This is a genomic window from Mesorhizobium sp. ORS 3428, from assembly GCF_001854785.1.
In the GTDB taxonomy this organism is placed as follows: Bacteria; Pseudomonadota; Alphaproteobacteria; order Rhizobiales; family Rhizobiaceae; genus Mesorhizobium.
Genome location: NZ_MDFL01000003.1, coordinates 85,543 through 101,849 on the forward strand (window position 1 = coordinate 85,543; position 16,307 = coordinate 101,849).

Sequence of the window (16,307 nt, forward strand, 5' to 3'; positions counted from 1 at the left end):
CCCGACCTTGCCACGCACGCCGCCGCTGAAGGCTGCTTGAGCGGTGTGCCAGCAATTCGGGGGCGAAGCTGATCGACGCCTTTCTTCCGGCCTCTGCGGCCGGCATCATTGAACTCCTTTCGCCCGTGCCGCCCGGCTGGGGCGRCACCTTGCTCGTCGGATTGCTGCATTCGATCGAGATCGCGATCGGCGCCACCTGCCTTGGCCTGCTGATCGGCACCGGCGGCGCCTTTGGCAAGCTTTATGGCGGGCCGGTGATCCGCGACCTGCTGGCGGTCTACACAACTGTGGTGCGCGCCGTACCGGAACTGGTGCTGATCCTCTTGCTCTATTATGCCGGCACCGATCTCATCAACCAGGTGCTGACGGCGATGGACTACCAGCGCGTCGACATCAGCGGGCTGGYGGCCGGCATCTTCGTTCTGGGCGTCGTCCAGGGCGCCTATTCGACGGAAGTGATCCGCGGCGCCATCCTCTCCATCCCGCAAGGCCAGATCGAGGCCGCGCGCGCCTACGGCATGCCGCCGCTTCTGATGCTGAGGCGCATCACGCTGCCGGCGATGCTGCCTTTCGCCATTCCGGGCCTTGCCAATCTCTGGCTGATCGCCACCAAGGACACCGCGCTGCTTGCCGTCGTCGGCTTCTTCGAGCTGACACTTGCGACGCGGCAGGCGGCGGGCGTCACCAAGGCCTATCTGATCTTCTACCTCGCCGCCGGTGYGCTCTACCTGGCGCTGACGCTGTTCTCCAACCTAGTCATCGGACGCGTCGAAGCCTGGTCGCGGCGCGGCACGCCTTCCGTCAAGGAGGCACGCTGATGTCGGCCGATGCGACTGCCATCAACATGGCGGCGCGCGCCTCGCTCTGGCTGAAGCCGCACCGCATCGCGCTGATCCTCGTTGCACTGGCGCTGGTCCTCTGCGCGGCCTTCTTCATGCGCTGGGACTGGCTGCCGCAATATTGGGAAATGGGGCTGCTCGGCATCTGGCGGGCGCTTTGGATTCTCATTGTCACCTGCGCGCTGGGCTTCCTGCTCGCCGTGCCGCTCGGCCYGGCGCAGGCCGGCGGGCCGTTCTGGTTCGCCGTGCCTGCAAAGGTCTTCTGCACCATCATCCGCGGAACGCCGCTGCTCCTGCAGCTCTGGCTGCTCTATTACGGGCTCGGATCGATTTTTCCGCAGTATCCGTGGATACGTGAGTCCTGGATGTGGACATATCTCAGGCAAGCCTGGCCCTATGGCGTGCTGGCGCTGACCTTGTCTTTCGCCGGCTATGAGGGCGAGGTGATGCGCGGCGCCTTTGCCGGCGTGCCTAAGGGGCAGCTCGAGGCTGCTCGTGCCTTCGGCATGAGCCGTTTCAAGATCTTCCGCCGCATCTGGCTGCCGCAGGCCTTCTACCGGGCGCTGCCGACGCTGACCGGCGAAACCGTGCTGCAGCTGAAGTCGACGCCGCTGGTGGCGACGATCAGCGTCATCGACATCTTCGCCGTCTCCTCCAAGGTGCGGCAGGATACCTACCTGACCTACGAACCCTTGCTGCTGCTCGCCTTGATCTATATGGCCATCACCGGCATCCTCGTCCTGATCTTCAGCCGGATCGAGGCGCGGATCCCGGTCAAGATTGGCTAGCGAATAGCGAATAGGGAGTAGCGAATAGCGGGCAATTCGCAGGATTTCCTACTCGCTATTCCCTATTTGCTATTCGCTTAGAGGCATTTTCGATGCAACTTACCCTCGAGCAGGCAACAGGACTTTGCCGCATGGCGGCATTGGGGGCCRGCGCCAATGAGGAAGCGGCGCRGTCGCTCACCGCCTCGATCATTGCAGCGGAGGCGGAGRGCCTGTCGGCGGTCGGGCTGTCGCATTTGATCGACTATCTGGAGGCGATTGAAGCCGGGCGCATCGACGGCCATGCCGACCCTGTGATCACCCGCCCGGCGCTCGCCGTCTATCTTTCCGACGCGCGCGGCGGGCTCGCCCATACTGGCTTTGATCGCACCATCGATGATCTCGCCAAGGCGGCAAGACTGTTCGGCGTCGCCATCTTCTCGCAAAAGAACGCCTATACCTGCGGCGCGCTCGGCTATTTCACGGGACGGCTGGCCGCACAGGGCCTGGTCTCCTTTGCCGCCACCAACGGGCCGGCGGTGCTGGCAGGCTCAGGCTCGGTCAAGYCGGTCTACTGTACCAATCCGATGTCCTTTGCCGCGCCCGCCGCAGACGGGCCGCAACTGGTGATCGACCAGTCCTCGAGCGCCACCGCCTTCGTCAACATCCGCAAGGCGGCCGAGGACGGCAAGAGGATCCCGGAAGGCTGGGCGCTGGATGCCAGCGGCAATCCGACCACCGATCYGGCGGCGGCGATGAAGGGCGCTATGCTCGCCTTCGGCGGCCAGCGCGGCGCCAACATCGCGCTGATGGTCGAGGTGCTGGCCRCGGGCATTTCCGGCGCCAATTGGTCGCTCGACGCGCCCTGGTTCAGCGGCGGGCCGGACAGCCCGGGCACCGGGCTCTTCGTGCTCGCCGTCGAGCCGAAGCTGCTCGACCCGGATTTCGAACAGCGCATGCGCGACCAACTCGACCGGCTGCGGCGGCGCTACGGCGTGCACATCCCCGGCCGCGCCCGGGCCGAGGCCGCGGAGAAGGCGAGAGCTCGCGGCATCACGGTCTCCAGGGACGTGGTGCAGCGCATTTCCGAATTCGCCGAGCGCTATTCGGCCTGATCGACAAGGGGGGCGATTGGCGCTCCGGCGCAGCGCCCTCTGGCATGAATCGGGGCTGGCAGCCGCAGACCGAACAAGGGCGTGATTGGCTCCGACCACCCTTTGCCTTTGGCGCGAAACCGACTATGAACGCCTCTAGCCAAGCACCATGCGCGCCGGAGCCAGYCATGACCGAAATCCTGCAGACCCCCAAGCTCGTCGTCGTCTTCGGCGGGTCCGGCTTTGTCGGCCGTCATGTCGTGYGGGCGCTCRCCAAGCGCGGCTACCRCATCCGCGTCGCCTGCCGGCGGCCCGACCTCGCCGGYCATGTGCAACCGCTCGGCAATGTCGGCCAGATCCAGCCTGTGCAGGCCAATGTGCGCGTGCGCTGGTCGATCGACCGCGCCGTGCAGGGAGCCGACCACGTCGTCAACCTCGTCGCCATCCTGCATGAGACAGGCCGGCAGAAATTCGGCTCCGTGCACGAGTTCGGCGCGCGCGCCGTCGCCGAGGCTGCCCGCTCGGTCGGCGCCGRCCTCACCCACATCTCAGCGCTCGGCGCCGATTTGAACTCGCCTTCCGACTACGCCCGCACCAAGGCGCTCGGCGAGAAGGCGGTGTTCGAGACGATCCCGGATGCCGTCATCTTGCGGCCGTCGATCAATTTCGGACCGGAAGACAGCTTCTTCAACCGCTTCGCCAGCATGGCGCGCGTCTCCCCCGTCCTGCCGCTGATCGGCGGCGGAAAGACGAAATTCCAGCCGGTCTATGTCGGCGACGTCGCCGAAGCGGTGGCGCGCTCGGTCGACGGCAACGTCAAGGGCGGCCAGATCTACGAGCTCGGCGGCCCGCAGGTGCTGACCTTCAAGGAATGCATGGAAGAACTGCTCGCCGTCATCGATCGCCGGCGTCTTCTGGTGCCGGTGCCGTGGTGGATGGCGAACATCCAGGCCTCGATCCTCGGCCTGCTGCCCAACCCCATGCTGACCAAGGACCAGGTGCTGCAGCTGCGCGCGCACAATGTCGTCTCCGAAGCCGCGGCCAAAGCGGACAGGACGCTCGGCGGTCTCGGCATCCGGCCGCAGGCGATCGCTACCATCCTGCCCAGCTATCTCTGGCGGTTCCGCGCCGCCGGCCAGTTCCAGCAGCGCCGGCCGATCGCTGACAGGTAGAGCAACTCCAGGAAGAGCGTTTAGCGGTTTTCACTCGGAATCGCGCTGATTCGAGAGAATTTCCCTCAATTGCGATGTGAAACCTGCATCGGCAGCCCGCCCTGCGGCTGGGTGGTCAGCTTCTGCACGGGCCACGGCCTGGTCTCGGCCGTCACGTCGAAGCGGAAGCGCGACAACAGGATGGCCAGGGCGATGATCGCCTCCTGCATGGCGAAGCTGGCGCCGATGCAGACGCGCGGGCCCGCCCCGAAAGGCAGGTACTGGAAGCGGTCGATCCTGTCGCGGTTTCCCGGATGGAAGCGCTCGGGCATGAAGGCGTCCGGCCTGTCCCAAAGCCTGCGGTGGCGGTGCACGACCCAGGGCATGACCAGGACGGCGGCGTATTTCGGAATGTAGAGACCGTTCCAGGTCTCCGGCTCGATCGGCTCGCGGTTGATCGACGGCGCCGGCGGATAGAGCCTCAGYGCCTCCTCGAAGGCGGCGCGGGTGAGCGGCATGGCGTCGAGCCACTTCGTCGGATCGGGCTCCCTCGCCAGCACGGCGTCGATCTCCTTTTCGATTCTCTCGCGCTCCCACGGCGCCTCGGCGAGGCAATAGATCGTCCAGCCCAGCGCGCGCGCCGTCGTCTCGTGGYCGGCGCCGATGAAGGTGATGATGTTGTCCTCGACTTCGGCGCGCGTGAGGCCGTCCGGCCCCTCGGCTCTCAGGAGAAGCGTCAGAAAATCCTGCGGCGCGCCTTCGGGGTCGCGCTTCAACCGCTCCTCGCGCATCTTCACCGTGCCGGCAACGATGTTGCGGAAATAGGCCATGGTCTTGCGGCCGCGGATGCGGGTGAGGCGCGGCAGCCATTCCGGCGCGYGCAAGAGGTCGAGCGGATCGACGCGGCCCATCGTCTCGAACAGGTGGTCGACCTGCTTGGCGAAGCTGCCTTGCTCGCCCGCGATCTCGCCGGAAAACAACGTCTCGGCCAGGATGTCATAGGTAAGCATCGTCATGTCACGGGCGACGTCGGTCGTGCCGCCGGCCTCGTAGCGGGTGACGAATTCCAGCGTGCGCTTCAGCATCGGTCCGGCGAAGCCGAAGATGTGGCGCGGCGTGAACACCGGCGCCATCGCCTTGCGCGAGCGCCTCCACACCTCGCCCTCGGCGGTGAGCAGGCCGTCGCGCAGGATCGGGCGCAGGATCAGCTGGCGCACTGTCGCCATCTTGTAGTTCTTGGYGTTGTCGACCAGTACATGGCGGATCAGGCCGGGATCGTTGGCGACGACCAGCGGCCCGCCGATGCCGGTCACCGAGATCCAGGGCTCGTTATAGGTATGTTCGCCCCACAGCTCGAGCGGGTTACGGTAGACGATGCGCATCATCTCCAGCGTCGAGGRCGGCTGGGTGCGCGGCTTCGGCGCGGGCGGCACGAAGGGGGCGGGCTTGGTGTCCATGAGCATGCTCCGCTGGCGCTGCCAAATGTAACGCCCGGCAAAGCAGGCGTCCATGTGACTGAACGGCAGAACCGCGAATGGCCTCGCCTGAATGTGAACGCAGCCGGCAAATGCATGCTTGTTGCCGAGGATTGGTTGCCTTAGTCGCCAACGGATACCGTCAATCGAGGAGCCACCCGTGAAGCATCAGTTGAGCATCATCATCGGCAGCACGAGGCCCGGTCGTGCCGGACCGATTTTCGCCGAGTGGCTYGACGGCTTCGCGCGCGAGCACGGCAGGTTCGAACCGGTTTTAACGGACATTGCCGCGTTCAAGCTGCCGCTGCTCGACGAGCCGCACCATCCGAGGCTCCGCAAATACGAAAACGAGCACACCAAGGCATGGTCGAAGGCGGTCGACGCCGCCGATGCCTTCGTCTTCGTGGCGCCGGAATACAACTATTTCGTTGCGCCGGCGATCGTGAACGCCGTCGACTACTTGCTCAAGGAATGGCGATACAAGCCCGCCGCGATCTTCAGCTACGGCGGCGTCTCGGGCGGCCTGCGCGCGGCGCAGGCGCTCAAGCCGCTGCTCACCTCCGTCGGCGTCATGCCGATCCCGGAAGGCGTGGCGCTGCCATCCTACAGGACGCTGCTCGACAAGGATGGCGCGTACCAGGCGAGCGACTATGTGCAGCAGGGCGCCAGGACTATGCTCGACGAACTGCTCCGCTGGAGCGAGGCGCTGAAGGCACTGCGCGCAGGCCTGCCATCGGAGTAAAGGCGGATGCCGACCAGGCCGGCTGCGTCGCAGCGTTCTGAGGCAGCTTTCGCGACCGCCTGGTCCTAAAGGCGCGTCGCGCTGAAGACAACGCGCCTTTGTTTTGATGCATGTCGTTCTCCCAAAACCGCTGCGCAGTTTTGGGCAACATGCATCAGCATCCAGCCCACTTGCCGAGCCAGCGCGCCGAGGCCTCGGAAAGACCCTGCCGCCAAGCCGGCAAAATGCCCGTAAACCTTGGAAAAACCGCTATTTGCGCCTATATCTAGGACATCAAAACGGCGCGATTCGGGGCCATTTTCCCCTGCCGGACCAGCAGCATCAATCAAACAGGTTTTTATGAGCGACCAGACCGAAAGCGCCATTGGCGTGGAAGCCGAGTACGGCGCCGATTCCATCAAGGTTTTGAAGGGGTTGGATGCCGTCCGCAAGCGGCCGGGCATGTATATCGGCGACACCGATGACGGCTCGGGCCTGCATCACATGGTCTATGAGGTGGTGGACAACGCCATCGACGAGGCGCTGGCCGGGCACGCCGACCTCGTCTCGGTGACACTCAACCCCGACGGCTCGGTGACGGTCATCGACAATGGCCGCGGGATTCCGACCGATATCCACTCAAGCGAGGGTGTTTCGGCGRCCGAAGTCATCATGACGCAGCTCCATGCCGGCGGCAAATTCGACCAGAATTCCTACAAGGTTTCCGGTGGCCTGCACGGCGTCGGCGTATCGGTGGTCAACGCGCTTTCGGCATGGYTGAAGCTCAAGATCCGGCGCAACGGCCAAATCTTCGAGATGAGCTTCACGCACGGCAATCCCGACGCGCCGCTGAAGGTGACGGGCAGCTACGAGCAGGAGAAGCRTGCGGGCACCTATGAGGGCCGCAGCGGCAGCGAGATAACCTTCTTCCCGTCGGCCGAAACCTTCAGCATGATCGAGTTCGACTACAACACGCTGGAGCACCGGCTGCGCGAGCTTGCCTTCCTCAATTCCGGCGTGCGCATMGTGCTGACCGATGCCCGCCATGCCGATCTCGTGCGCCACGAGCTGCACTATGACGGCGGGCTCGAGGAATTCGTCAAATATCTCGACCGGGTGAAGAAGCCGCTGATCGAAAAGCCGGTCGCCATCCGCGCCGAGCGCGACGGCATCACCGTCGAAGTGGCGATGTGGTGGAACGACAGCTACCATGAGAATGTGCTGGCCTTCACCAACAACATCCCGCAGCGCGACGGCGGCACGCATCTGGCCGGCTTCCGTGCGGCGCTGACCCGGCAGATCACCGGCTATGGCGAGTCTTCCGGCCAGACCAAGAAGGAAAAGGTGACGCTCACCGGCGACGACTGCCGCGAAGGCCTGACCGCGGTGCTGTCGGTCAAGGTTCCGGATCCGAAATTCTCCTCGCAGACCAAGGACAAGCTGGTCTCGTCCGAGGTCCGCCCCGTGGTGGAAAGCCTGGTCAACGAGGCTCTCGGCATCTGGCTGGAAGAGCATCCGACGGAAGGCAAGGTGGTGGTCGAGAAGGTGATCCAGGCGGCGGCGGCGCGCGAGGCCGCGCGCAAGGCGCGCGACATCACGCGCAAGAGCACGCTCGGCGTCACCTCGCTGCCCGGCAAGCTCGCCGACTGCCAGGAGCGCGATCCGGCGAAGTCGGAAATCTTCATCGTCGAGGGYGACTCCGCCGGCGGCTCGGCCAAGGGCGGGCGCTCGCGCCAGAACCAGGCGATCCTGYCGCTGCGCGGCAAGATCCTGAATGTCGAGCGCGCCCGCTTCGACCGCATGCTCAGCTCCGACATGATCGGCACGCTGATCACCGCGCTCGGCACCTCGATCGGCAAGGACGAGTTCAATGCCGACAAGCTGCGCTACCACAAGATCATCCTGATGACGGACGCCGACGTCGACGGCGCCCACATCCGCACGCTGCTGCTCACCTTCTTCTTCCGGCAGATGCCGGAGCTGATCGAGCGCGGCCATCTCTACATCGCCCAGCCGCCGCTCTACAAAGTGACGCGCGGAAAGAGCTTCCAGTATCTCAAGGACGAAAACGCCTATGAGGAATATCTGATCGACTCCGGGCTGGAAGAGACGTCGCTGGAGCTCGCTTCCGGCGAGGTGCGCACCGGACCGGATCTGCGCACGGCCGTCAACGACGCGCTGGCGGTGCGGCACCTGATCAACGGGCTGYACACGCGCTACAACCGCAGCGTCGTCGAGCAGGCGGCGATCGCCGGCGCGCTCAACGCCGATGTGCTTGCCGATCTCGGCCGAGCCAACGCCATGGCGGAGCGTGTCGCTAGTCGCCTCGACATGATCGCGGAGGAGACGGAGCGCGGCTGGACCGGGCATCTTTCGACCTCCAATGACGGCTCGGGCGGCTATGTGTTCGAGCGCACGGTGCGCGGCGTCAAGGATGCGGTCCAGCTCGATGCCGGGCTGATCAATTCGGCCGACRCACGCCAGCTCGACCGCTATGCGCCGAGGCTTGCGGAAGTTTATGGCGAGCAGCCGACGCTGCGCCGCAAGGACGCCGCGGAGATCCTTTCCGGCCCGCTGGCGCTRCTCAATGCGGTGTTCGCCGCCGGCCGCAAGGGGCTCACCATGYAGCGCTACAAGGGCCTCGGCGAGATGAATGCCGAACAGCTCTGGGAGACGACGCTCGACCCGAATGTGCGCTCGCTGCTGCAGGTCAAGGTGGCCGACGCGACGGATGCCGACTCGCTCTTCTCGCGGCTGATGGGCGACGAGGTTGAGCCGCGGCGCGAGTTCATCCAGGACAATGCGCTGTCGGTGGCCAATCTGGACATCTGAGAGGGATCCGGCCGACAGCATTCTGCAACAAAAAAGCCCGGCGGACGCCGGGCTCTTTTGTTGCAGAAGCTGCGGCCGATCAGTGGTCCATGGCCTTGACGATTTCCTCGGTCATCTTCTTGGCGTCGCCGAGCAGCATCATGGTGCCGTCCTTGTAGAACAGCGTGTTGTCGATGCCGGCATAGCCGGAGCCGAGCGAGCGCTTGACGAACAGACAGGTGCGGGCCTTGTCGACGTCGAGGATCGGCATGCCGAAGATGGGCGAGGACTTGTCGTCGCGCGCGGACGGGTTAGTGACGTCGTTGGCGCCGATGACATAGGCAACGTCGGCCTGCGCRAATTCGGAGTTGATGTCCTCCAGCTCGAATACCTCGTCATACGGCACGTTGGCTTCGGCCAAGAGCACGTTCATGTGGCCAGGCATGCGGCCGGCGACCGGGTGGATGGCGTATTTGACCTCGACGCCGTTGGCCTTGAGCTTGTCGGCCATCTCGCGCAGCGCGTGCTGCGCCTGGGCGACCGCCATGCCGTAGCCCGGCACGATGATGACTTTCTGGGCGTTCATCATCAGATAGGCGGCGTCGTCGGCCGAGCCCTGCTTGACCGTGCGCTCGATGCCGTCGCTCGCCGCCGCAGCCGTTTCCCCACCAAAACCGCCAAGGATGACGGAGACAAAACTCCGGTTCATACCCTTGCACATGATGTAGGACAGGATCGCACCAGACGAGCCGACCAGCGCGCCGGTGATGATTAGCGCCAGGTTGCCGAGGGTGAAGCCGAGCGCTGCCGCCGCCCAGCCGGAATAGGAGTTCAGCATCGACACCACGACCGGCATGTCGGCGCCGCCGATCGGGATAATAAGCAGCACGCCAAGCACCAGCGAGGCGGCGACAATCAGCCAGAAGACAAGCTTGGACTCGGTGGTGACGAGCAGCACGATCAGCGCGACCAACGCGGCGCCGAGCGCGATGTTGATCAGATGGCGGCCGCCGATCATGATCGGCTTGCCGGACATGCGGCYGTCGAGCTTCAGGAAGGCGATGACCGAGCCGGTGAAGGTGATGGCGCCGATGGCGACGCCGAGGCTCATTTCGATGAGCGCCTGGGCGTGGATGTCGCCCGCCGTGCCGATGCCGAAGCTTTCCGGCGCATAGATTGCCGCTGCCGCCACCATGACGGCGGCGAAGCCGACCAGGCTGTGGAAGGCGGCGACCAGCTGCGGCATCGAGGTCATGGCGATGCGGCGCGCCACATAGGCGCCGACGCCGCCGCCGATGGCGAGACCCAGCACGATCAGGCCAAAGCGGCCGGCGGATGGGAGCGCCAGCGCCAGCGTGGTGGCGATGGCGATGCCCATGCCGATCATGCCGTAGAGGTTGCCCTGCCGGCTCGTGGTCGGGTGCGAAAGGCCGCGCAGCGCCAGGATGAACAGGATGCCCGAGATCAGATAGAGGAAGGAAGCGAGATTGACGGTCACGTCACTTGTCCTTCTTCTTGTACATGGCGAGCATGCGCTGGGTGACGAGGAAGCCGCCGAAAATGTTGACCGAGACCAACACCAGGGCGACGAAGCCGAAGCCCGCGGCAAGACCCGAAGCCGCGATGCCGACGGCAAGCAGCGCRCCGACAACGATGACCGAGGAGATGGCGTTGGTGACGGCCATCAACGGCGTGTGCAGCGCCGGCGTCACCGACCAGACGACGTAGTAGCCGACGAAGATCGCCAGCACGAAGATGGCGAAGCGGAAGACGAAGGGATCGATGGCGCCGCCTGAGAGCGCGTGCGCCGCGTTGCCGGCAGCCTCTGCAGCCGGCGCATTGGGCAGGTCCTGCACGGCGAGCCGAACGGCGGCGGTCGCCTGATCGAGCTGGTCGAGGGCTTTCTGCAAGGCGTCCATCACGYGGTCCCTTTCGGCTTGGATGAGGGCGGYTTGGCTGCGGCAGGTTTTTTCGCCGTTGTCTTCTTCGCAGCAGGGTTGGCGTCGGCGACAATAGTCGTGGCCGGGATCRCCGCCGGTTCGGTGCGCGGCGCCTCGGCCGCCTTGGCGAAATTGGGATGCACGACTTGGCCGCCATCGGTCAGCATCGTTGCCTTGACCAGYTCGTCGTCGCGCTTGATGGCCAACTGCTTCGTCGTCTTGTCGACCATCGTCTCGAGGAAGGCGTAGAGGTTCTTGGCATAGAGCAGCGAGGCCGACGCCGCGACGCGGCCCGGCACGTTGAGATGGCCGACGATCTTGACGCCGTTTTCCGTGGTCACGACCTTGCCGGGCACCGCGCCTTCGACATTGCCGCCGCGCTCGACCGCGAGGTCGACGATCACCGAACCCGGCCGCATCGAGGCGACCATGGCGGCCGAGACCAGCTTCGGCGCCGGCCGACCGGGGATCAGCGCCGTGGTGATGACAATGTCCTGCTTGGCGATGTGCTCGGCCGTCAGCGCCGCCTGCTTGGCCTGGTATTCCTTGGACATTTCCTTGGCGTAGCCGCCGGCGGTCTCGGCCGCCTTGAACTCCTCGTCCTCGACCGCCAGGAATTTCGCGCCGAGCGACTGCACCTGCTCCTTCACCGCCGGACGCACGTCGGTGGCGGTGACGACGGCGCCCAGGCGCCGGGCGGTGGCGATGGCCTGCAGGCCGGCGACGCCGACGCCCATAACGAAGGCCTTGGCCGCCGGCACGGTGCCCGCGGCCGTCATCATCATCGGCAGGGCGCGGTCATATTCGGCCGCCGCGTCAATCACCGCCTGGTAGCCGGCGAGATTGGCCTGCGAGGAGAGCACGTCCATCACCTGCGCGCGGGTGATGCGCGGCATGAATTCCATCGAGAAGGCGGTGATGCCGGCCTTGGCCATCGCGGCAAGCGCCGCATCGTTGCCGTAGGGGTCCATGATGGCGATGACGGCAGCGCCCGTCTTGTAGCCCTTCAGCTCGGCATCGGTCGGCCGGCGCACTTTGAGCACCACATCGGCCTTCTTGGCATCGCCGGCCGTTCCGACCGTGCCGCCAACCGCGGCGAAATCCTGGTCGGGGATGCGGGAACCGAGGCCGGCGCCTTTTTCGATAATCACCTCGAAGCCCAGGCCCACCAGCCGTTTCACCGTCTCAGGCGAAGCCGCGACACGCGGCTCGTTGGCGTCAAGCTCACGAGGGATGAATACCGTCTGTCCCACCGCATGATCCTTTCGGCTGGAGCCTGATGCACCCAGGCGTCGGCCGGACCCGCCGGCGGCGTCACGGGCAAATGGGCTTTGGAAGGTCTACCGCAGAATAAGAGCGCCGAGGGCCGTGATCACGATGAACAAGATGACCCCGGAAAAGAAGCCGCCGACAAAGAAACCGAATGCCATGGCCACCAGGATCGCGGCGCAGACGAGCGAGCCGTACTTGGCAAGCGTCAGGAATGCCTTGTAGGTGCGATCGTGCTCGGCATAGTCCATCTGCGCGCCCAGTTCGACAGGACCGGTCGGCGTGTGATCAGCCATAGGAATACCCCTTCGAAAATGCCTTCGAGGCACATAGCGAAAAGCCGGACCAAGAGCAATGGCGCTATTGCCGCACGGRCCGCGACAACAGCCTCAAATGAAAGTTGAAATTGGGCGGACGACTTCGCCGCGACAGCGGAACCGCTCGTCGATTTCAGCTGGCAAGGTGGGGAAACAGGCCGATCAGGCCGACGACGATCAGGTAGAGCGCGACGATGAAGTTGAGCAGGCGAGGCATCACCAGGATCAGTATGCCGGCGATCAGCGAGATCAGGGGCGTGAGCGCAATCGCATGAATGTTCATGATAACCCTTCCCGYGCACAACCCGACATAGCCCGGGGCGAAACGCCTGCGGGCGGGATTTTCGACAGCACCGGTGGTGACGGCGCCGCACCTTCATAACGGCGAAGCGGCTGGAAAGGTCCACAAAGCGCGGAGGCGCGCCCGTTCAGGCCGCGTCGCAATAGTATTTGGCGGTCGGTATGATGGACAGGGGCGTCAGCCGGTTGATGGCCGGATTGGCAAACATCAGACGCTGTTCCATCGGCGTCGACTTGAAGAACGGGAAACGTTCGAGCGTCTGGCGCAGATTTTCGCCACAGGGGATTTCGAACAAGGCGATCGGAGCGAGAACGCCCGGGAACACCTTGCCCTCGGTCCTTTGCACGGCATGGAAGATGCGGGCGTAATAAGCGGAGTGCTCCACCTTGACCGGCGTGAGCACAGCGGTCTGGCCGAAGTAAGAGGAGGCCACCATGCCAAGCCTGAGCGTCAGGAAAGGCAGGACACCCGGCGCCGGCGCGCTGTCAGGATCGGTTGCGAAACGGGTTCCGTCGATGAAGGTCTCTCCGCGCGCAAGCCGCTCGGACAATATTTCCGGATAGGCGTCGACGGAGGGCGAGTAGGGATGCTCGCGGGAAATGTAATGGAGCCGCAGCGTGCTGACCAGGTGGCCGTCGAAATAGACGCCGAACCGGTAGGAATTCGRCAGATTGTCCCAGCGGTCCTCGAACATTCCGCTGGYGATCGGCCCGCACATGCCTGACCGCAGATAGGAGTGATAGCGAAGGCGGTAGATCGCCTCCAGGTCCTCGCCACCTGTGATGAGACGATAGTCGACATGCTCCAGCAATTGCATGATCGACCTGTTCAGCGCCGAACCAGCGTTTGCGCCTGCGCCARCCTGCGCGACTGTCCCCGCAGCATCCATTCTCAAATCCCCGTATCCGCTCGGGAATGAGGCTATTCGAGTTGAAATGAGACACAAGGCGAAAATTCGATATTGCTGATTTACTGTTCGTTAACCTTAATATCCGGGGTAGCTTCCGCCGACAGAGTTTAGCCGGGAAAGCAGGCCGGCTGTCTTGATCCAAGCTCGCTTTCGTTGTGAAGGTTGCTGCGAATTCAGAGGCGAGAAAACACTGGCGCCGCACAGGTTTCGGTAGAATCCGCTGCCCAATGCAAATATTTGATCTTGCACGGATTCTGACGGACGACACCGGTCGCTTTCCCTGCAAATATTCAAACGGAGTTTGCTATGCGAACTTCGACGCTGCTTCTTTTATGCACAGCTTAAACAACCCGCATGATCAAATCGCGATTGGCGAAATTCGCAGTTGCGGCTACCTGGCCGTCCGTTTGGYGGCGAGCCGCAGGTCCGCGGCGAACGGCCAGGTGACGTTCGACATCGTCTCGATGCCGGACGCGCTGAGCGCGGCCCCGAAGAGGAAGCCTTGGACGAGGTCCGGTTTGACCGAACGCACCAGTATCTTCAGCTGCTCGAAAGTCTCGACCCCTTCGATGGTGACGACCAGGCCCAATGTGCGGGTCAAGCCGACAATGCCCTTCAGCAGGTCTAGCGACTGGGCACTCTGGGTCACGTCGATCAGGAAGGAGCGGTCGATCYTGATTTTGTCGAGCGGCAGCTTGTGCAGATAGCTCAGGCTCGAATAGCCGGTGCCGAAGTCGTCCAGCGCGATGCGCACGCCCAGGGTCTTCAGCTCTTCGATCAACTCGCGCGTCAGCGATWTGTCGTCGAGCAAGGCGGTCTCCGTGACCTCGATTTCGAGCCGATGCGGCGCAAGGCCTGATGCGGCCAGGGCCTCGCGCACCTTCTGCACGACGTCGCGGTTGCGGAAATCCTTGGCTGAGAGGTTGATCGAAACGCTGGTCTGCACCGGCCATTTGGCGCATTCGGCACAGGCCGCCTGCAGCACGAAGGTACTGATCTCGGAGATGATGCCCATCTCCTCCGCCAGCGGAATGAAGACGCTCGGTGAAATCGGCCCGAGATCGGGATGATCCCAGCGGCACAGCGCCTCGCAGCTGGCGATGCGCATGGTGCTCATCGACACGATCGGCTGATAGACGACGCGCAATTCCTTGGCCTGCACGGCGCTGCRCAGGTCGGCCTTCATCAGCTGGCGGTTGCGGAAGGCGGCATCCATCGATGCCTCGAACAGCCGCCAGCTGTTCTTGCCGAGTTCCTTGGCCTTGTAGAGCGCCAGGTCGGCCTTGACGATCATGGCGTCGACATCGGTGTCCCTGACCATGGACAGCACCGCGCCGCCGCTTGCCTGGATGCGCAGGCCGTGGCCGGCAACGTCGACTTCGCCCTGCAAATCCGCGAAGATTTCGTCGAGCAGGTTCGCGAGATGGCTCTCGTCCTCAATGCGGTCGAAATAGATCATGAACTCGTCGCCGCCGAAGCGGCTGACATTGATGCCCGGCCCGGCGACCGCCGCCAGCCGCTCGGCCACGGCATAGATCAACCCGTCGCCGACCGGATGTCCGAGCGTGTCGTTGACGCTCTTGAAGTCATCGAGGTCGAGCACCGCCAAGCCGCACAGCCTGTCGCGGTCGCCGGATGCCATGGCTTCGCCGGCCAGTTCGTGGAAGTAGGCGCGGTTCGGCAGGCCGGTCAGGTTGTCGTAACGCGCCATGAAACGGATCTTTTCCTCCGCCTCGACGCGGGCCGTCACGTCCTCGAAGGTGACGACGCCGAGATCCTGGCTGCCTTCGCGCGCGGAGAATTCATAGTGCTGGCCATTGGCGAGCGAAACCAGAACCTTACGATCCCGGCCTTCGCGCAGCGCGCGCGTCAGTTGCGCCTCGATGTAGYGGCAGTCCTTCGGCGCCAGCATGCCGCCAGCGACGCCGCGCATCAGAAGCCCGTGGATCGAGCGGCCGAGCAACGCGTCGGCGGATTTCAGCGACATCAGATGGGCGGCCTCGGCATTGGCGACCGCGACGCGACCGTCCGGGCCGAGCATGACCAGGCCATGCGACATGGTGTTGAGCGCGCGGTCGAACTTGCGCGTGACGTTCTTTGCCTGCTTGTGGCCGATGACGGCCGAGAAAAGCACGTTGCGGACATGGTCGGCGCTGTTGATGGTGATGAAGGTCATCGGGAAGATCATCAGGCCAAGGACGACGGACGGGGCATCCAATCGCAGCAGCAGCGCCAGGGCCGCCGGACCGATGAAGGTCACCGAGAAGATGCGTACCATGCGCRGAGACCCGTAGTTGCGGGCGACAACCGTAACCAGGGTTGCCAAGGTCAGCGACATCGCAGCCAGYTCGGCAAAGGGGTCGGGATAGACATAGATCGACACGAAGCACAGGRCACCCAGCCCGAGGCCCTGCAGGCAGCCCTTGAGGATGTAGTTGCGCTCCAGTCGCTGCGCGTGCTCGACATCGGCAATCACGCCGCCGGTCTTCAGGAAGCTGCGAATGGCGAAGTAACGGAGCAGGCTGATCGGCAGCAGAATAAAGGAAAAGGCCAGAAACAACAGGTTCTGCGTGCGCAGATAGATCATGAGCCCGAGGATCCAGTAGCACGCGCCACCGATCACCAACATGTGCGCGTTGTCGAACAACGACCGCACAAATTGGATGTAAACATCCGCAGGGATGCTTTCGGTCTTTGTTCTGCCCATATGGT

At 64.2% G+C, this 16,307-nt stretch carries 15 protein-coding genes; 6 read left to right on the plus strand and 9 right to left on the minus strand.

Features of this window, described 5'->3' with window-relative positions; all coding sequences use genetic code 11:
• The first annotated feature begins 104 nt into the window (after window positions 1-104).
• The 4 genes from ORS3428_RS02840 to ORS3428_RS02855 all read left to right on the plus strand — a co-directional run bounded on the left by ORS3428_RS02840 (window position 105) and on the right by ORS3428_RS02855 (window position 3,872).
• Window positions 105-818 carry an ABC transporter permease gene (locus ORS3428_RS02840; protein ID WP_244507837.1) on the plus strand — a complete coding sequence of 238 codons (714 nt, stop codon included), beginning with the start codon at window positions 105-107 and terminating at the stop codon, window positions 816-818.
• Window positions 818-1,627 (plus strand): ABC transporter permease, encoded by an 810-nt coding sequence (locus ORS3428_RS02845; RefSeq protein ID WP_071094324.1) that lies wholly within the window; start codon window positions 818-820, stop codon window positions 1,625-1,627. Before ORS3428_RS02840 ends, ORS3428_RS02845 begins: the two co-directional genes overlap by 1 nt.
• Window positions 1,628-1,719: 92 nt before the next feature.
• On the plus strand, window positions 1,720-2,721 hold the full coding sequence (locus ORS3428_RS02850; protein WP_071094325.1) for an Ldh family oxidoreductase: 1,002 nt from the start codon (window positions 1,720-1,722) through the stop codon (window positions 2,719-2,721).
• Window positions 2,722-2,888: 167 nt separating this feature from the next.
• Window positions 2,889-3,872 carry a complex I NDUFA9 subunit family protein gene (locus ORS3428_RS02855; RefSeq protein ID WP_071094327.1) on the plus strand — a complete coding sequence of 328 codons (984 nt, stop codon included), beginning with the start codon at window positions 2,889-2,891 and terminating at the stop codon, window positions 3,870-3,872.
• Between the two features lie 65 nt (window positions 3,873-3,937).
• On the opposite strand, the gene ORS3428_RS02860 is transcribed toward ORS3428_RS02855, so the two are convergent.
• Window positions 3,938-5,308, minus strand: a complete 1,371-nt coding sequence (locus ORS3428_RS02860; RefSeq protein ID WP_071094558.1) for a cytochrome P450 — start codon at window positions 5,306-5,308, stop codon at window positions 3,938-3,940.
• A 178-nt stretch (window positions 5,309-5,486) separates the two neighbouring features.
• Here ORS3428_RS02860 and ORS3428_RS02865 point away from each other — a divergent pair, with 178 nt between their 5' ends.
• Entirely contained in the window at window positions 5,487-6,068 is a 582-nt protein-coding gene (locus tag ORS3428_RS02865; protein ID WP_071094329.1) for an NADPH-dependent FMN reductase, read from the plus strand.
• 65 nt (window positions 6,069-6,133) lie between these two features.
• On the opposite strand, the gene ORS3428_RS32915 is transcribed toward ORS3428_RS02865, so the two are convergent.
• Window positions 6,134-6,433 (minus strand): hypothetical protein, encoded by a 300-nt coding sequence (locus ORS3428_RS32915; RefSeq protein ID WP_131802831.1) that lies wholly within the window; start codon window positions 6,431-6,433, stop codon window positions 6,134-6,136.
• Here ORS3428_RS32915 and gyrB point away from each other — a divergent pair.
• Complete coding sequence (gene gyrB, locus ORS3428_RS02870; protein ID WP_071094331.1) at window positions 6,408-8,879, plus strand: DNA topoisomerase (ATP-hydrolyzing) subunit B; 2,472 nt, start codon at window positions 6,408-6,410, stop codon at window positions 8,877-8,879. The genes ORS3428_RS32915 and gyrB overlap by 26 nt on opposite strands.
• 79 nt (window positions 8,880-8,958) lie before the next feature.
• Here the strand turns inward: gyrB and ORS3428_RS02875 are convergent, their stop codons facing one another.
• From ORS3428_RS02875 to ORS3428_RS02905, 7 genes are all read right to left on the minus strand, one after another.
• Window positions 8,959-10,356, minus strand: a complete 1,398-nt coding sequence (locus ORS3428_RS02875) for an NAD(P)(+) transhydrogenase (Re/Si-specific) subunit beta (RefSeq protein WP_071094333.1) — start codon at window positions 10,354-10,356, stop codon at window positions 8,959-8,961.
• 1 nt (window position 10,357) lies between these two features.
• On the minus strand, window positions 10,358-10,777 hold the full coding sequence (locus ORS3428_RS02880; protein WP_071094335.1) for an NAD(P) transhydrogenase subunit alpha: 420 nt from the start codon (window positions 10,775-10,777) through the stop codon (window positions 10,358-10,360).
• Window positions 10,777-12,051: a Re/Si-specific NAD(P)(+) transhydrogenase subunit alpha gene (locus ORS3428_RS02885; RefSeq protein WP_071094337.1), complete on the minus strand. Its 1,275-nt coding sequence runs from the start codon at window positions 12,049-12,051 to the stop codon at window positions 10,777-10,779. Before ORS3428_RS02885 ends, ORS3428_RS02880 begins: the two co-directional genes overlap by 1 nt.
• 87 nt (window positions 12,052-12,138) lie before the next feature.
• Window positions 12,139-12,363 (minus strand): aa3-type cytochrome c oxidase subunit IV, encoded by a 225-nt coding sequence (locus ORS3428_RS02890; protein ID WP_071094339.1) that lies wholly within the window; start codon window positions 12,361-12,363, stop codon window positions 12,139-12,141.
• A gap of 154 nt (window positions 12,364-12,517) precedes the next feature.
• Complete coding sequence (locus ORS3428_RS02895) at window positions 12,518-12,667, minus strand: DUF3096 domain-containing protein (protein ID WP_071094340.1); 150 nt, start codon at window positions 12,665-12,667, stop codon at window positions 12,518-12,520.
• 145 nt (window positions 12,668-12,812) lie between these two features.
• Window positions 12,813-13,502, minus strand: coding sequence for an N-acyl amino acid synthase FeeM domain-containing protein (locus tag ORS3428_RS02900; RefSeq protein WP_244507835.1), 690 nt, complete (start codon window positions 13,500-13,502; stop codon window positions 12,813-12,815).
• A 484-nt stretch (window positions 13,503-13,986) separates the two neighbouring features.
• Window positions 13,987-16,302, minus strand: a complete 2,316-nt coding sequence (locus ORS3428_RS02905) for a putative bifunctional diguanylate cyclase/phosphodiesterase (RefSeq protein ID WP_071094560.1) — start codon at window positions 16,300-16,302, stop codon at window positions 13,987-13,989.
• Between the last annotated feature and the right edge of the window lie 5 nt (window positions 16,303-16,307).